This window comes from Inquilinus sp. NPDC058860 (genome assembly GCF_042743185.1).
GTDB lineage: Bacteria > Pseudomonadota > Alphaproteobacteria > DSM-16000 > Inquilinaceae > Inquilinus.
The window spans coordinates 23,711-37,769 of record NZ_JBHYMS010000042.1; the positions used below are offsets into that span (position 1 = coordinate 23,711).

The window sequence follows — 14,059 nt, forward strand, 5'->3', positions numbered from 1 at the left end:
GGGGTTAGGCGGCGACGCCGCGATCGATGAGGACGGAGCCGATGTCGCCGAGGACGCCGGTCGCCATCGCCTTACCGATGACGCGGTTGCCGGCGGCGGCGATCACCGCCCGGCCCTGGGCGTCGGCGGTGAGATCGTCGCCGCGGGTCACGGGGCCGCCATACTCGACCTCCGCAACACCGGTCAGGACGACGTCGCAGGACAGGCCGGCGGCGCTGGCGCCGAGCATGTCGACCACGCCGATCGACTTGTCGGCCGCTGCGGTCGCCAGGGCGACCGTGTCGTCGTCGGCGCCGAACTTGACGATGCGATAGCCAGCGAAGGCCGCGGCGGCGAAGAAGGTCTTGATCAGGCCATGGTTACGCACGGCGGGCCTCCCCGTTGGTGGTGACGTGGTCGACCGCCGCCGCAAAGCTGACGGTGTGGCCCAGCTGCGCCCGCTCGGCCTGGTACTTGGCCGCCCGATCGGCGATCTGCTGGGCGTTCTCCTCGGCCGGCCGGCCGGCGGATTCGGCGACCTCGCCGAACGCGACGGTGGGCGCCAGGCGGGAGAGGAACCGGCGGAAGTAGCCAGCCGGCGTCTCCTTCTCGTCGCCGGCGGCGAAGGCCACCGTCTCGCCGTCGTCCAGATGCGCCAGGAAGGCGGCGACCTCGGCCTTGTGGCCGGCCGGAACCCGATTCTGGGCGACCAGGCTGTCGATGAATGCCGCGTCGGCTGCTTTGCGCCGCTCGGTCTCCTGCGCGGCGAAAGCGGCGAGCTGCCGGTCCTTGGCCTCGTTCTCCTGGCGCAGCCGTTCCAGCTCCGCCTTGTCCGCATCGGACATCGGTGTCTCCGTGATGGTGGTGGTGTCGGTGGTGGCGGCGGCCGGCGCCGCGTAGGCGACCCGGCTGGCCGCTGGGTCGTCGGACTTGGCCGCCTCCTCCGCGAGAAAGTCCAAGTCCCAGGTCGGGATCACCTGGTCGGCCGTTTCCAGCCCTTCCTTGCCAATCAGCCAATCCCGGATGCGGCGGAGGATGCTGGCGACAGTCCGCTCCGCCCACGCAAATTCGACGGTCCCGCCCTCGTCCTCGGCCGCGAACCGCACCGGCTGCAGCCCCTCGACCGCCGGCGGATGGGCGCCGAGGAAGCCGACGTGCTTGAGGTACCAGACGCCGGGCACGGGGTTGCCCTTCGCCTCCGGGCGATAGAAGCAAGCCGAGACGTTCTGGTAGCGGCCGTCATTGACGATCTGGGCGAAGGCGGCCTCGACCCGCTCGGGCACCACCCGCAGTGTGTTGCCGTCGGCTTCGACCCTGCCGACCCAGCCCCAGGCCGGATCCTCGATCTTGGGATGGCCGATGACCAGCGGCGCCGGCCGGATAGTCGGGTTGTAGGCGGCGGCGGAAGCCGCGAGATCCTCCGCCGTGATCGTGACGCGGGCGCCGCTGGCATCCGTGCGAGTGCCGGCGCGGAAGGCGTCGAAGGGGTCGAGCGGGGCGTTGGGCACAGGAACCTCGATCGGTGCGGGATCGAGGGCTGTGATAGGTTGAACGGCCCTGGTGTACGGTGACCCAATCGTTGGGGCAGAGCGCCCCTCCTGGACGTTCTCAGGCTGGCATCACACGAGGGCTATGTCCATTGCGCGTAGGATCGACGCTAACGGGGGGCTAACGGGGGCAAGACAGGCAACGGCAGCTGCCCTGGCCCATGGACGTGGCGGATCTGGACAGGCTTCCGGTACGCGCTGCCCCGATGGACTGTGATACGATCAGAATCGGGATACTCCATTATGGGCATCTAGCTGCTCCATTGCCGACCGACAATCGAGGTCCAAATGCTACGAAATCTTCGTGTTGACGGATTTAGATCTCTACAGGATTTTGAATTGTATCTTCGAGAAGATGTCAATGTTCTTGTTGGTCCAAATGGCGCCGGAAAAACCAATATACTGGCATTCTTTGAGTTGCTTTCACTCCTGACGCAGGAGACTGTTAGCGATTCGTTGCTAAGATTGGGCGGAGTTGGAGCGAATTTTTCAATAAGAACTTCTGGGAAACAGCGAAGACCGATAAGCTTTTTCGCTTCTGGCGAAACCACGTACAATGACCTTGCATCTCGACCACAGTCAGAAAGGAGAGTATTTTACGAGATTGAGGCTAGTATCGTTGTTGATTCTGATTCAGGATTTATATACTTCGAGAAGCAAGCTCTTAGATTAAGGCTCGTTGCGCTCGAACCCGATTTGCCAGACCTTTTCATAGACAGACCTGCCTGGGATCTTGAAATCCTCCATGACGGCACGCTGAGCCCCTATTCAGAGGTAAAAATCCCTTTCATGGATCAAGATAAATTAGATATCAGAACTACATTTGCTTTACGCAATCGGAAAGACGAGGATGATATTCAACGTGTTATCAGGACAGAACTGCAGAGAGAGGAGCCGATAGCGAGATTATTCCCACAATTTGCAGGATCCACCTTTCCTGCCATTAGGGAAATTAGAAGGGATCTGCTTAAAGGGAGAGCTTTCAACATTGTACCGGAACACGTAAAGAGGAGAGAGGATCTATCTACAGCACCCGGCGTCCATCATGATGGAAGCGGCCTAAGCGCAACTCTTCTGCTGTTGTACAGACTCTCACGACGAAGTGAACAGCCAAGGCCATCGCGACTGTACACTCACAGATCAGTAGCCGCAGGAAGCTATTTCACGGCAGGAGCATTTGGTAGAATTGTCGAATTATTAACAATGATCAACCCAGATATTCAAAATATTGAAGTAACAGTAGATAACGATCTTAATTATATAAAAGTGATGATTGTCGTTTGTGGCGAAGGTGGGAGGCAGATTCGAATTCCATTGCAGCAGATATCAGATGGATTTTCCAAATGGCTTGCATTTGTTACCATAACGCAGACTAATAGTGAGTTGTTTGCCATCGAGGAACCCGAGAACTTCCTTCATCCACACCTTCAGAGACTAGTGTTAGAGGTGATACGGAACGGCCGCGTAGTTCCGCGACGACCAACGTTTGCGATGATCACGACTCATAGCGAAACGCTGATAAATTCGGCCAGACCAGAAGAGCTGATAATTGTTTCTCTATCCGAAGGCAGAACAACCGCGCGAAGAGTCGATGATCCGGGAGCTATCCAGGAAGAGATAAATAGCACAGGCTTTGGTTTGAGCTTCTTCTATACCTCGGAGTCTCTTTAAATGCCGAAACCAGCATTCATTGTTGATGGTCACCTTGAGTTTTCGATATTGCAGGCAATCTGCAAGGACTCTCCTCTTCGCAGATTAAATACTAACGGAGATTCTGTAGTAGTAAGCAAAATGGCCGAAAAGGCTGCTCCAGTTATTCGTTTGCTGGGAAATAGATATTACCCCGTCTATATAGTGAGTGATAGAGAAGATCGGGAAGAATCATGCGAAGCTATGGAAGCACAATATCTGAGCGAACTGAAGCTAAGAGGAATTGATATAACTCAAATAAAAATAGTTTTTTGTGACCGAATGATTGAGAATTGGATTATTGCTGATGTTGAGATGATTCGTGGTGAGTATGGCGATTGCGTTTCGGCTGGCGAAACCGAGGGTTGCGACGGGAAAACCAAGCTGCGTCAGATTATGAGCGGTGCGCAAGAACGCTACAGCGAAACCGTGCATGGTCTGCGGCTTTTCAAGAGATGCAACCCTGCGCGCATAGCGGAAAACAGCCCAAGTTTCCGAAAGCTCGTTCTTGCTTTAGAGGATCGATGCGAGTGGTTAGCGCGACACGGAGTTTTCTGTGCCAGTCTGGTAGACAGACAAGCCTAGCCGCGACACGATATCCAAGCTACGCTTTGGATGCTGCCACGACTGAGCCGCACCGCCCGGCATCGTTAAGGCGTGGGGCAGGCCGGGGGGCGGGTTCCCGGCCATAGTCATGGGCGCTGATAGAGCAGCACCCCAGTGCGCTGGCGATCGAGATAGGAAACCGTGTCAGGCGGAAACGCTGTGGCACCGCCCCATCCCTGCTCCATCCAGCCGAACGTCGCGATTCCGCCCTTGCGCCCGTCCATTTCGAACCGGCGGATGTAGCGCCGGCGCAGGCGCCATTTCGGCGCGGCGTCCTTCGGAGCGATGTTCTGCCAATCCACCCAGATCTCATCAGGATCGAGGACGGCCATCGCGAGGGCAAGGATCTGCCGGTGGCGATCGAACTTGGTGACCTTCAGCTCGCCCCGGCTGTCGCGGAACAGCTCGTCCGAAAGCGTGATCCGCGACCCGCTCGGGTCGCGCCATACTACAGGCTGCTCTATGTCCGCGCCGAAGGGGCGAAGGAACTGCCTCACATAGTCTTCCTCGGGTAGCCCATCCGGCAATGATGCGACGCCGGGGTCACGCGGCACCGGCATGGGCGGAGGTGGTGACGCGGGCGCAGGCATGTCCGGCGGGGGCAGCGGCTTTCGCAGCTCGGGCGGGGTGACTCCCCGCAGCCAAGAGTCGCCTGGATTGTACCCAAATCCGGTGTCGATGCCTTTCGGCGTCCAGACCGTTTCGAAGGAACCGTCCGGAGCGCGGACCTCGCGCGGCTCCATCTCGATCTCGGGCGGTTCGAGGGTGACCTTCAGGCCGAAGCGCTTGAGATCCCGCTCTGAGAGGCTCTGGGCGTGGCACCGGCAGTTCCACCCGTTGGGCGGCCAGTGGGTGCGCCACCAGGGATCATCGATCGGCAGGATGATGTCGTGCCAGGCGTAATGTTCCGGTCTGGTTCGCGCATCGTGGACATCGACATAGCGGGCATAGGGCCTGGTCGCCTTCAACCGCTGCGCCTGCTGCCACCGGCCGGAGCTGTAGGCCATCCGCGAGTTGGTCTCGAAGATTACGCGGCTGCGCCAGTTGCGGCTGCCGTGGTAGCCCCAGCCGTGCTTGGCGACGATCCGGTCGAAGTCCGCGCGAAAGGTCTCCAACGTGCCCCCGGTCGAGATCGCGCTGTCTAGCGCCTCCCGGAAGTCGGAGAGCAGGGCGCCCGAAGTGGCGCCGGCGACCGTGAAGGCGCGGGTGTGCGCCTGGTGCATCAGGTCCGACCAGCCGTTGGTCGGCAGGTTCACCTTGCTGCGGAAATAGTCGATCGCCTCGGTGAAGTGGACCGGGGTCGCCGAGACCGGAACCGCTTCACCGGCCATCGAGCTGGTCGCCCATGCCGGTCAGCGCCGAGAGCGCCAGGCTGTCGCGCAGCAGCTCGGCCAGGCCGTCGATCGGCATGGTCGACTCCATGCGCGCCAGGCGCGCGGCGAACTGCACCGGGGTTTCGCGGAGGCGGATGGACTCGTCCAGCTCGGCCTTGATCGCGTCGATCATCTGGTCCAGCGCCGGGCCGGCCGCCTCCTCGACCTGGTCGACCAGGTGGTCAGCCGGATCGGGGGCCGGATCGCGCTCGGCCGGCGTGGCGAAGGCGGCCGGCGGGGGCGCGCCGCCCAGCGCCGGCGCCAGCTGTGGCTCCGGCCGGCCGACGAAGAACCACCGGCCCTTGGCCTGGTCGATGAACTCGGCCTCAGCGTCCTCCGGCTCGTAGCCGGCCCGGCGCATCTTCTCGACATACTCCACCGCGGCCGACCGCGCGTCGGTCTCGGCCTTGTCTGTCTCCGCGTTCTCCTTGCGGTTCTCCGGCCGCGGGCGCCAGACGGTCGGCGGCGCCGCGTCCGGAAAGTTGGCCTCCGCCATCCAGGAAAGCAGCTGACCGTTGAGCGTGGCCGACAGCTCGTCGCAATCGCCGTCGCAGAGATCCTCGCGGACCTCGTTGTGAGTCTGACTGGCCGCCCGGCTGCCGGCTTGGCCGACATTGGTCGAGAGGGTCTCGCCGAGCACCGCCTCCGAGACCTGCTCGTCCAAATAGCGGCAGAATCCCTCATAGGTGTTAACGCCGGCGCCTTTGGCGGCGTCCAGCAGCTCGATCAGCGTGCCCTCGGGAACGGCGATGGCGCCGTCCTGGCCCAGGCCGATCAGTTGCTTGAGCAGGTCCTTGGTGTCTTCGCCGGGACCGGCGGTGCCCTTGATAAAGGGCATGCCGAACCGCTCGCAGAACTTCGCCCAGAACTGCAGCGAATTGCGCTTGAAGAAGATCGGCCAAAACAAGCGATGGCCGAGGCCGAGGCCATAGGGATCGAAGCTAGTGCCGAACCGATGCACCAGGAACTTGCGCGGGGGCAGCGCGATGCCGTCGAGCTGGTTTTCCGGGGTCAGGAGCCGCAGCTCCCAATCCCGGTTGAACACGAAGCGGCGCGGGTCGCGGGCCTTGGCCTCGACCGGCACGGCGAAGCCGTCCCGCATCTCCCAGATCAGCTCGGAGACCGCATAGCCCTTGAGCTGGGCGTCCAGCAGGTCGAGGCACAGTTTGTCGAAGGACAGCCCCCATTCGCCGTCGAGGACGCGCTCCGCCAGCTTGGCCGCCTGCTTGTCGGCGCGCCGCGGCCCGCCCGGCGTCACCGACCAGTCGCGAGCCACCACCGCCCGCTTGCGCTTGTCCAGCACGGCGCCGGCGCGCGGGTCGCGCGCCAGATCCTCGTACAGCTTGAGACCCTTGCCCACGCTGCGCTGGGCCAGGATGTCATCCTGTGGCCGGAGGGTGTCGCCCCAGCCGAGAATGGTGATGTCCAGCTTCGCGGTCGCGATCTCGCCGGTGCGGGTGACGGCCGGCGCTGTGGCGGGGGTGTCGGTCATGGCAGCTGGAATCCGTTGTGGATCTGCTCATAGGGCATCGGCCGCGGGCCGGCGCGCTGGATGCCGGCCGTCATGCGCATGCGCTTGATGGCCAGCACCCACAGCATTTCGAGGGCGTCCGGCCCGTCGTCATGGTCGGCCTTCGGATAGTGGCGGAGCTGGTCGAGCAGCACCGTCTGCGACGGATGGAACCGGATCAGGCCGTTGGCGACGTGCGGCTGCAGGCTCTCGATACGCAGCGCCTTGTCCGACTTCGTCATGATCGGCACGGCCGGCACGGGCACGCCCCGCTCCGCCGAGCGGCGCACCAGCTCTGTCCGGAAGAACTCCTGGAACTGGATCGCTTCGACTCCCCAGACCAGGCAGCGATGCTCGCGCTGCAGGGCTATGACGTCTTCGATGATCCTGTCCGGCAGCCGCCGGGCGATCCGGGCCTCGACCACGTCGAGGATGCCGGTCTCCCGATTGAGGCCGCCGACCAGGAGGGCCGACGGATCGCGCCCGCGGTTCTGCTTGCCCAGGGACGGATCGCAGGCCCCGAACATCATCCAGTGCCCGAGACGATTGACCCAGAACGTCACCTTGCCGAACAGCGCATCCTCGCTGCTGACCGGGTCGTTCTGATACTCGCAATCGAACGGGCCGACCTTGATGCGGACCCGGATCTTCATCAACTTGACGAAGGGCTGGACGGCCGGCCACAGCACCTCGGCGCCGGCGTCCATCTGCTCCCGGTTCGCGGCATAGAAGGCGTCCGCCGCCGCCTCGTCCTCATTGCGGAGGACTTCCTCCCACCGCTCCCACAGGTCCATCCGGTCGGGCCAGCGGCCGATCGCGCGGAACACCGTCGCCCGCCACAGCGGGTTCCGCAGCTTCCGGGCCAGCACCGCGTCATAGTGCAGGATGGTGCCGACATAGATGATGTCCATGGACCCGTCCGGCGGACCCAGCGGCTCGACGGCCTTGTCGATCCACGCTTCGAGCTTGTCGCGCTGCTCGGGCGACCGGACGTTCTCGTCGTTCTCCAGATCGTCCAGCCAGCACAGGTCCGGCCGGTAGGCGCCATGGCGCACACCGCGCAGCCGCTTGCCGCTGCCGAACGCCTGCACCTTCCCGCCCGGCCAGGCGGCCAGCGTTTAGGGCAGCGATGTCTGCGGTCGGCATGCAGTCGTAGTGGGCTTGCGCCGACTTGCCCTGGCCCTTCTCCGAATAGGTCTCGTACAGCCAGGGCGGATCGGCGAGCAACACGCTGTAGCCGAACATTTGTAGGGAACCGAAGGGCCAACCATCCCAGGTGGCCGACTTCGCGAGGCCGCGGCTTGAATCAGCCATGGCACCCCCTATCTAATGCGCACGACCATCTAGGAGTATATTCACAATGATCCGTTTCACTGGTCTGTACGTGCCTCCCGGCCACTATGGTGATCTCGGGACCTATTACCGCTTCGAGTGCGATAGCGAGGGCGGCGTGACCACCATCCTCGCGCACGAGGATGATCTTGAAGATGGCTGCGAGCTGCCCAGTCATCTCGACGCGCGGGCCGCTGGGGCGCTTGCGATCCAAAGCTGCGGTGCTCGCCTGGAGGCCGCGTTTCGAGACGCAATCACCGAGGGGAGCCGGTACTGCGACGGACAGGTTCTCGTCCGGCTCAGGCACCTGGACCCGAGCCAGGTCGTCTGATCCAGTGCGAGGGAACGGCGCGTAGGAGGGCCTATGCACGGAGTCTCCTCCTCATCACCTTCAGCGCCTCGATAACCTTCGAGGCGTCTGCAACAGCCAGCATGTCGGGTTCAGGGATCACGTCTTCGGCAAGGCCGAGGACGCGGCGGATCATTGAACGCAGTGACGCCTCCGACTTCTCACGAGAGGCATCGCGCCAGAGCGCGCGGATCAGGCGGCCGGTCGAGGTGCGGCCGGTGCGGAGGTCGGCGCCACCCGTCCAGCCGAGCCGGACGAATTCTCGGATGACGTTCCCGAGCTGGACCTCGTTGAGGTCGGCGGCGCTGTCGCGACCGGTCACCCGGCGCAGCACGGCCCGGTAGGTCTCGTCGTCCAGCCCGAGCTGCTTCTTGGCGACGTGGACCTTGGCGATGGCGGAGGCACGGCTCACGGCCGCACCTCGATCTCGCCCCACGCTTCGCGGAGCAGCTGCTCGAACTCGGCCCGGATGCGATCGGCATGGAACTTCGTTGGGGCGACGACGATCTGCAGCTCGCCCTGCCGCTCCAGCCGGAGCGGCCGGAACCAGGTCGACCACTTCTTGATGCCGACCTGATCGACGAGGCCGCCGAAGGGATGGGCTCCCGTGTCCGGCTCCGGTGCCACCGCGGAATCGGTTGCCTCCTCCGCCGGGACATAGTCGCGCCAGCGCTCCTCACCGAGGAAGGTCGAGGCCATCCAGTTAAATTTCGGGTCGGCCTTCGCCGCCCGTCGCTCGGCGGCATAGGCGGTGGCAGCCGCGGTCAGCTCCTCCGCGGTCACGGTGCCGGCCTTGATGAGGGCGTTGAACAGCTTCCGCGCCCGCTCTCGCGGGTTCGGCCGCCGCGGAGGATAGACGGCCCAAAAGGCATCGAAAACAGGATCGTCAGGAGGCTTGCGGGGCATCGGTCGACTCCGTCACCGAGACGGACGTGCCGGCCGCCAGCGACGTCAGCACGTCATCGCGGACCAGCACGAAGCCGTTCGGGATCTCAGGGGTGGGTAGCTGCGGCCGGGCGGGCGCCGGCAGGCCGCGAATGGCGTTATTGAAGGTGATGGCGATATCCGGCCGGGCGATGCCGGCGCGCTCAAGGCACTCGACGACACCGAGGATCAGCCACCGGGCGTCGTCCGCCGTGAACCGCAATTCAGGCACCGGGCGCGCCTGCGTCTGCTCCCGGCGCAGACCGGCGACGATGCGGAAGATCGTCTCCTTCGCCGCCGCCTTCGAGCTGCGGGACGGGCCGTGGGCTTCCTGGAAGATCCGGTTGAGCCGGAACAGGAACAGGGCAAGCTCGGTGTTGTTCATTGCTCGGCGCCTCTATCGGTCGCCGGCATCGGCGTGATCAGCCCGGCGGCGCGCTAGGCGTCGCCAAGTGGCAAACTCCTCTCGCGCCTCTTGCCGGCCACCGATGAAGGACAGCGCCTTGCGGAGGTCCGCGCCGCACCGCGAGAAGGCGGCGGCCAGGTCATCTCGGCTGCAGCGCTTGAGCAGGCAGGCCAGCTGGGATCCCTTACCTTGGCCGGCTCGCAACAAGGCGCGGTCGATCTCGGCGGGGCTGATAGGTGCAGGACGGCGAGCCATGGTCGCTCCTATTGGCCGCGCCGCTCCGCCAAGTCGGCGGAGAGGACGAAGGCCGGTTCGTCGAAGTTCAGTGGGACGCGACGGAGGATCTCCAGCGCGCGGCTGTGGTGCGGCTGCCGGCGCAGGTAGCCGCGCTCGATCAGCCTGGTGATGAGCCGATGGATTGCGCCCTTCGAGCGAAGGTCCAACTCGTCGGCCAGCTCCTGGTACGACGGGCAGACCCCCGATTGGTCCATCAGCTCCTGGATGACGCGCATGCAATCGGCCTGATTCGGGGTCAGGCCAATCCCGGCCGATGCCGGGTCGAGGGCGAGGTCAGCCACGGCGCCGCTCCACCGGCACCGGGCCAGAGCCATGGGGATTGAAGCCGTCGTCCTCGTCCTTCTCCCGCGCCAGGAAGGCGTCGACCTCACTGTCGGTCATGAAGCGCCAAGCGCCGACCGCCTTGATCGGGGCTTTCAAGCGGGTCTGGCAGACCTCAAGGAAAGCGATCGGGTCAGCCGGGTCCGCGATCGGCGGCAGGTACTGCAGGTTCGGGATCTCGATCGTCACTTCCTCGCCGGCCGTGCCGACCAGGAACAGGCGGACTCTGGCGCGGACGCCTTCGGGCAGGATCATCGTCATGGGGCGCCTCAATTGGGGGTGCCCAGGCCCACGAAATGCGGGCCGTAGAGCACGAGGGACAGGAGAGCGATCAGGATCAGGGTCTCGGCGACGAACTGCCGGGTGACCACGCGGACGCCGTGCAGCCAGTAGGCATGCCAAGCGAGGCCGCCGACGAGACCCGATAGACCGGCCAGCCAGACGGCCAGGATCACGAGGCCGGTGTTCATGGCCGCGCTCCCCGCCGGCTCAGCCAGGCGGCAGCGAGCGCATGCATCTGCCGCCCGATCGGCATCCTCACCGAGCGTCCGTCCAGGATCGCCTGGGCGATCCGGTCGGCCGTGCCGTCGTCGATCACGGTCGCGACCTCTCCTTCGGGAGTGACATCGACGATGCCGGACAGAGTCTCGTTGCCATGCGTCGCCGTCACGGCGTAGCGGTTGTCGCGCAGCTGCCGATAGGTCTGGACGGTCCCGCGCACGGTGCCGTGGCCAGCCAGCTCGAAGCTGACCTCGCGGCCGATGAGGCGCGCCGTCACGGCACGATCCCCGCGGCTTCGAGGCGACGGGCCAGGTCGAGCGTCTTCTCCGACACCGCGACCGTCGGCCGGCTTTCGAGTGCGACGGCCTCGACCTCCATGATGCCGAGCAGCTCGATCATCCGCTTCACCTCGGCCTCGCTGAGCGGCTGGCGGGAGCTGAGGCGGGTGTCGAGCTTGCGCCGCATCGAATGCAGCTCGCGGGACAAGGGCGACAGCAACTTAACCACGGGAACTCTCCTCCTGGGGTTTGTTGAGGCAGGTTTGGCAGGCGCGCCAATGGGCGGCGGCGTGCGGGGCGTGGGTGGGACAGGGGCCGAGCGCCAGGCGGCAGCGGTCCCGCTGCACGCGCTCGGCCAGGAAGGGACACTCGACCTGGTCCAGGGCGGCCAGCACCGCCGCCTCGAACCGGCTGGTGTCGGAGGCCGGGTACTTGCCCGAGAGGGCCAGGGACACCGCGGTGCGGCTGCGGCCGATGGCGTCGGCGACGGCCCGGATGCTGCCGCGGCGGGATGCCTCGGCGCGCAGCAGCGCCACCACAGCGGGGTCAACCGGCCTGGACATCGGCGGTCACCACGCGGGCCAGGTTGCGGTCGAAGATCGACCCGTCCCGCCGCACCAGGGGGCTGGCGGGACCGGTGTCGCGGACCAGGCGATAGCGCTTCTGCCCAGGGTTCGGATGGGCGGCGACCCTGACGCGGCCGGTCAGCGGCACGAGATAGCCAACGGCGACCAGTCGGGCGACGTACCGGCGTATCGAGTTTTCCAGCGCCCTCCGATCGCTGTCCGGCTGCGCGACGGCCGCGGCAAGGTCGGCGCGGCAGAACTTGCCGAGCTGCCGCATGGCGGCCCAGATCCGGTTCCGAGCCGTGGCATCCCAGACGCCCCCGGTGCTGCACGGGGCTGCCACCAGCATCAGCGGCTCGGCGTCCTCGGAACGGCCGCGCTCGGTCAGCCGGTAGCACCCCTCCGAAGCGCGCTCGATCAGTCCGGCGGCATAGGCACGCCGCAGGTCGTTGCAGGCGTCGCGGTAGCTCTTTCCCAGCAGGTCGGGCAGTTCGTCGATGTGGACGCAGGTGCCGGGCGCGGCCAAGGCTTCCAGAAGCGCGTGCATCACGACACCACCACCGGCGCGCCGGTCTCACGGCTATGCAGCAGCACCTGGCCGCGCATCGCGTCGACACCAACGGCCGCTCCGGCCTGGCGCAGGCCGAAGCGCTCGATGGCCGCCACCGCCTCCTTCAACTCGCGGATGTAGCCGCCGCTGGCCCGGTGCGTGAAGGCCACCAAGTCATCCTTGACCTCGACCTCGCTGATGCCGGCGATCACCGCTCGGACATCGTCCAGCGTCAGCGGCTTGAACTCGACCTTCTGACTGATGCGCGACGCCACCATGGGATAGCGGTCCAGCCGCTTCCTGATCCGGTCCATGCCCACCAGGATGGTCGGGATCTCCAGGTGGTCCGTGATATCGCGGATGCCCTCGACCACGTCCCGGCCGGCGGCGACGGCGTGGTCGGCCTCGTCGATCAGCATCACGGTGGTGGCGTGCCCCATGCGCGCCGCCTGTGCCTGGCGGGCCGTCAGCGCCGCCACGACCGCGTCGAACAGCTTCGCCGTGTCGCGCGTCTGCGCGGGTCGACCGGTGGCGGCGGCGTAGATGTCCCGAAGGCACCAGCTGTGCGTCCACCCCTGCTTGGCGCGGACGTGGATCGCCTTGTTCTGGACGCCCCACCACACGGCCGTTCCCGTCTTGCCGAGGCCGGGTTCGCCGTCCACCAGCATCAGGCAGCTTTCGGATGCGCCTCGGTTCTTGAGCGCTTCGAAGGCGCCCAACCATTCCGTGACATTGGAGACTCTCGGGATAAACGCGGGCTTCATCAGGCGGCCTCTCTGCACAGGGTTTTCAGCGCCTCGACATCGATCGAGCAGGCGTCGAGCAGCAGCAGGAAGTGAGGGTCGGCCAGGCGCGGCTTCAGCCACGCCAGGTCGGTGGACGTCGCCTGGCCGGGATTGACGGCCAGCCAGGCGGCGAACTGGTGATCGGTGCCGAAGATCGGGCGGGCGGGAGCCTCCGCGGCGTTAGCGGCAGCCGGGGTCGGCGCGCCGCTAACGGTCTCCAGCGCGTCCAACTGCCGCCGGGCGGCGTTCAGGAAGAACTCGTCCACCGTCGTGCGGGAGGCGTGCTCGATCAGCGCGGGGCCGCCGTTCAGCTCGGCCTCGACAACGGCCAGATCGCGGTTCAGGCGGTCGCGCCGGCCCTTGGTGCGGATCTGCTGCTCCCGCTCGGCGCGGGTCAGCGCCGGCATGAACGGCACCTTGTTGCCGTCCAGCTTGGCGACGCCGATCAGGCGCCCGGCCTGGTCGCGGACCCAGACCTGACTGGCGTCGTGCAGGTCGAACCCGACCTGGACGGTCTCGCCATGGTGATGCTCCAGGTCCCGCAGGAAGTAGATGTTGGTCCACAGCTCGACCTGACCGCGCCGGGCGACGCGCTCGACGGTCGGGCGGAACAGATCCGCCGCCTCCTCTGGCGCCAGCCGGTCGATCATCGTGTCGGGCTGGTCGCGGAGCAGCCTCTCCCACCGATCGAGCGGAGACATGCCCAGCTCGCTATGGCGGCGCCCGTTGTAGGCGGCGACCTGTGCGCCGACATACTCCCGGAAGTCGTCGAAGGACATCAGCAGCCGGGACCGGCCGATCATCTTGATGTCGGCGCGGGTCAGCTTGTGGACGCGGTGCTTCGCCTCCTCGTCCATCTTCGCGCCGATATAGGTCGGCAGCTCTCTCGCGGCCCGGACCAGGCAGGATTGGTGGACACGCTCGAACAACCGCTCGCTCGCATCGACCTCCACGGCCCACGCGACGACATCCTCCATGCCGGCCTCCCACGAAAAAGCCCGCCGCGGCGAGGCCGGGCGGGCGCAACTGTTCGACTGTGCCTGGAT

General features: G+C 65.4%; 20 protein-coding genes. 3 read left to right on the plus strand and 17 right to left on the minus strand.

Going from position 1 to position 14,059, the window contains the following annotated elements; translation table 11 throughout:
- Positions 1-4: 4 nt before the first annotated feature.
- Positions 5-367 carry a DUF2190 domain-containing protein gene (locus ACFW16_RS24780; RefSeq protein WP_380310065.1) on the minus strand — a complete coding sequence of 121 codons (363 nt, stop codon included), beginning with the start codon at positions 365-367 and terminating at the stop codon, positions 5-7.
- Positions 360-1,487, minus strand: a complete 1,128-nt coding sequence (locus tag ACFW16_RS24785) for a hypothetical protein (RefSeq protein ID WP_380310067.1) — start codon at positions 1,485-1,487, stop codon at positions 360-362. Before ACFW16_RS24785 ends, ACFW16_RS24780 begins: the two co-directional genes overlap by 8 nt.
- Positions 1,488-1,814: 327 nt before the next feature.
- On the opposite strand from ACFW16_RS24785, the gene ACFW16_RS24790 reads away from it, so the two are divergent.
- Positions 1,815-3,197 carry an AAA family ATPase gene (locus ACFW16_RS24790; protein WP_380310070.1) on the plus strand — a complete coding sequence of 461 codons (1,383 nt, stop codon included), beginning with the start codon at positions 1,815-1,817 and terminating at the stop codon, positions 3,195-3,197.
- A complete protein-coding gene (locus tag ACFW16_RS24795; RefSeq protein ID WP_380310072.1) occupies positions 3,198-3,800 on the plus strand; it encodes a hypothetical protein in 603 nt (200 codons plus the stop codon).
- Positions 3,801-3,907: 107 nt separating this feature from the next.
- Here the strand turns inward: ACFW16_RS24795 and ACFW16_RS24800 are convergent, their stop codons facing one another.
- Genes ACFW16_RS24800 through terL form a run of 3 tightly spaced genes read right to left on the minus strand, consistent with a single transcriptional unit; the run spans position 3,908 to position 7,795 of the window.
- Positions 3,908-5,152: a PBECR2 nuclease fold domain-containing protein gene (locus ACFW16_RS24800; RefSeq protein WP_380310074.1), complete on the minus strand. Its 1,245-nt coding sequence runs from the start codon at positions 5,150-5,152 to the stop codon at positions 3,908-3,910.
- Entirely contained in the window at positions 5,142-6,686 is a 1,545-nt protein-coding gene (locus ACFW16_RS24805) for a DUF935 domain-containing protein (RefSeq protein ID WP_380310076.1), read from the minus strand. Before ACFW16_RS24805 ends, ACFW16_RS24800 begins: the two co-directional genes overlap by 11 nt.
- A complete protein-coding gene (terL, locus tag ACFW16_RS24810; protein WP_380310078.1) occupies positions 6,683-7,795 on the minus strand; it encodes a phage terminase large subunit in 1,113 nt (370 codons plus the stop codon). The genes ACFW16_RS24805 and terL overlap by 4 nt, the downstream gene beginning before the upstream one ends.
- A 269-nt stretch (positions 7,796-8,064) precedes the next feature.
- Between terL and ACFW16_RS24815 the strand changes: the two genes are divergently transcribed.
- Entirely contained in the window at positions 8,065-8,367 is a 303-nt protein-coding gene (locus ACFW16_RS24815) for a hypothetical protein (RefSeq protein WP_380310080.1), read from the plus strand.
- Between the two features lie 31 nt (positions 8,368-8,398).
- Here the strand turns inward: ACFW16_RS24815 and ACFW16_RS24820 are convergent, their stop codons facing one another.
- The 12 genes from ACFW16_RS24820 to ACFW16_RS24875 all read right to left on the minus strand — a co-directional run bounded on the left by ACFW16_RS24820 (position 8,399) and on the right by ACFW16_RS24875 (position 13,990).
- Positions 8,399-8,797, minus strand: coding sequence for a phage protein GemA/Gp16 family protein (locus ACFW16_RS24820; RefSeq protein ID WP_380310082.1), 399 nt, complete (start codon positions 8,795-8,797; stop codon positions 8,399-8,401).
- Positions 8,794-9,291, minus strand: coding sequence for a DnaA N-terminal domain-containing protein (locus ACFW16_RS24825; RefSeq protein WP_380310084.1), 498 nt, complete (start codon positions 9,289-9,291; stop codon positions 8,794-8,796). Before ACFW16_RS24825 ends, ACFW16_RS24820 begins: the two co-directional genes overlap by 4 nt.
- Positions 9,272-9,694 carry a hypothetical protein gene (locus ACFW16_RS24830; RefSeq protein ID WP_380310086.1) on the minus strand — a complete coding sequence of 141 codons (423 nt, stop codon included), beginning with the start codon at positions 9,692-9,694 and terminating at the stop codon, positions 9,272-9,274. Before ACFW16_RS24830 ends, ACFW16_RS24825 begins: the two co-directional genes overlap by 20 nt.
- Positions 9,695-9,978: 284 nt before the next feature.
- Complete coding sequence (locus ACFW16_RS24835) at positions 9,979-10,293, minus strand: LexA family protein (protein ID WP_380310088.1); 315 nt, start codon at positions 10,291-10,293, stop codon at positions 9,979-9,981.
- The gene (locus ACFW16_RS24840) at positions 10,286-10,594 is read right to left on the minus strand and encodes a hypothetical protein (protein WP_380310090.1); all 309 of its coding nucleotides are present in this window, start codon (positions 10,592-10,594) and stop codon (positions 10,286-10,288) included. The genes ACFW16_RS24835 and ACFW16_RS24840 overlap by 8 nt, the downstream gene beginning before the upstream one ends.
- An 8-nt stretch (positions 10,595-10,602) precedes the next feature.
- Positions 10,603-10,803: a hypothetical protein gene (locus ACFW16_RS24845; RefSeq protein WP_380310092.1), complete on the minus strand. Its 201-nt coding sequence runs from the start codon at positions 10,801-10,803 to the stop codon at positions 10,603-10,605.
- Positions 10,800-11,111, minus strand: a complete 312-nt coding sequence (locus ACFW16_RS24850; protein WP_380310094.1) for a hypothetical protein — start codon at positions 11,109-11,111, stop codon at positions 10,800-10,802. Before ACFW16_RS24850 ends, ACFW16_RS24845 begins: the two co-directional genes overlap by 4 nt.
- Positions 11,108-11,341 carry a hypothetical protein gene (locus ACFW16_RS24855; RefSeq protein WP_342239673.1) on the minus strand — a complete coding sequence of 78 codons (234 nt, stop codon included), beginning with the start codon at positions 11,339-11,341 and terminating at the stop codon, positions 11,108-11,110. The genes ACFW16_RS24850 and ACFW16_RS24855 overlap by 4 nt, the downstream gene beginning before the upstream one ends.
- On the minus strand, positions 11,334-11,675 hold the full coding sequence (locus tag ACFW16_RS24860) for a hypothetical protein (RefSeq protein WP_380310097.1): 342 nt from the start codon (positions 11,673-11,675) through the stop codon (positions 11,334-11,336). Before ACFW16_RS24860 ends, ACFW16_RS24855 begins: the two co-directional genes overlap by 8 nt.
- Positions 11,659-12,225, minus strand: coding sequence for a hypothetical protein (locus ACFW16_RS24865; RefSeq protein WP_380310099.1), 567 nt, complete (start codon positions 12,223-12,225; stop codon positions 11,659-11,661). The genes ACFW16_RS24860 and ACFW16_RS24865 overlap by 17 nt, the downstream gene beginning before the upstream one ends.
- Complete coding sequence (locus ACFW16_RS24870) at positions 12,225-12,992, minus strand: AAA family ATPase (protein WP_380310101.1); 768 nt, start codon at positions 12,990-12,992, stop codon at positions 12,225-12,227. Before ACFW16_RS24870 ends, ACFW16_RS24865 begins: the two co-directional genes overlap by 1 nt.
- Positions 12,992-13,990 carry a Mu transposase C-terminal domain-containing protein gene (locus ACFW16_RS24875; RefSeq protein ID WP_380310103.1) on the minus strand — a complete coding sequence of 333 codons (999 nt, stop codon included), beginning with the start codon at positions 13,988-13,990 and terminating at the stop codon, positions 12,992-12,994. The genes ACFW16_RS24870 and ACFW16_RS24875 overlap by 1 nt, the downstream gene beginning before the upstream one ends.
- Positions 13,991-14,059 lie beyond the last annotated feature (69 nt).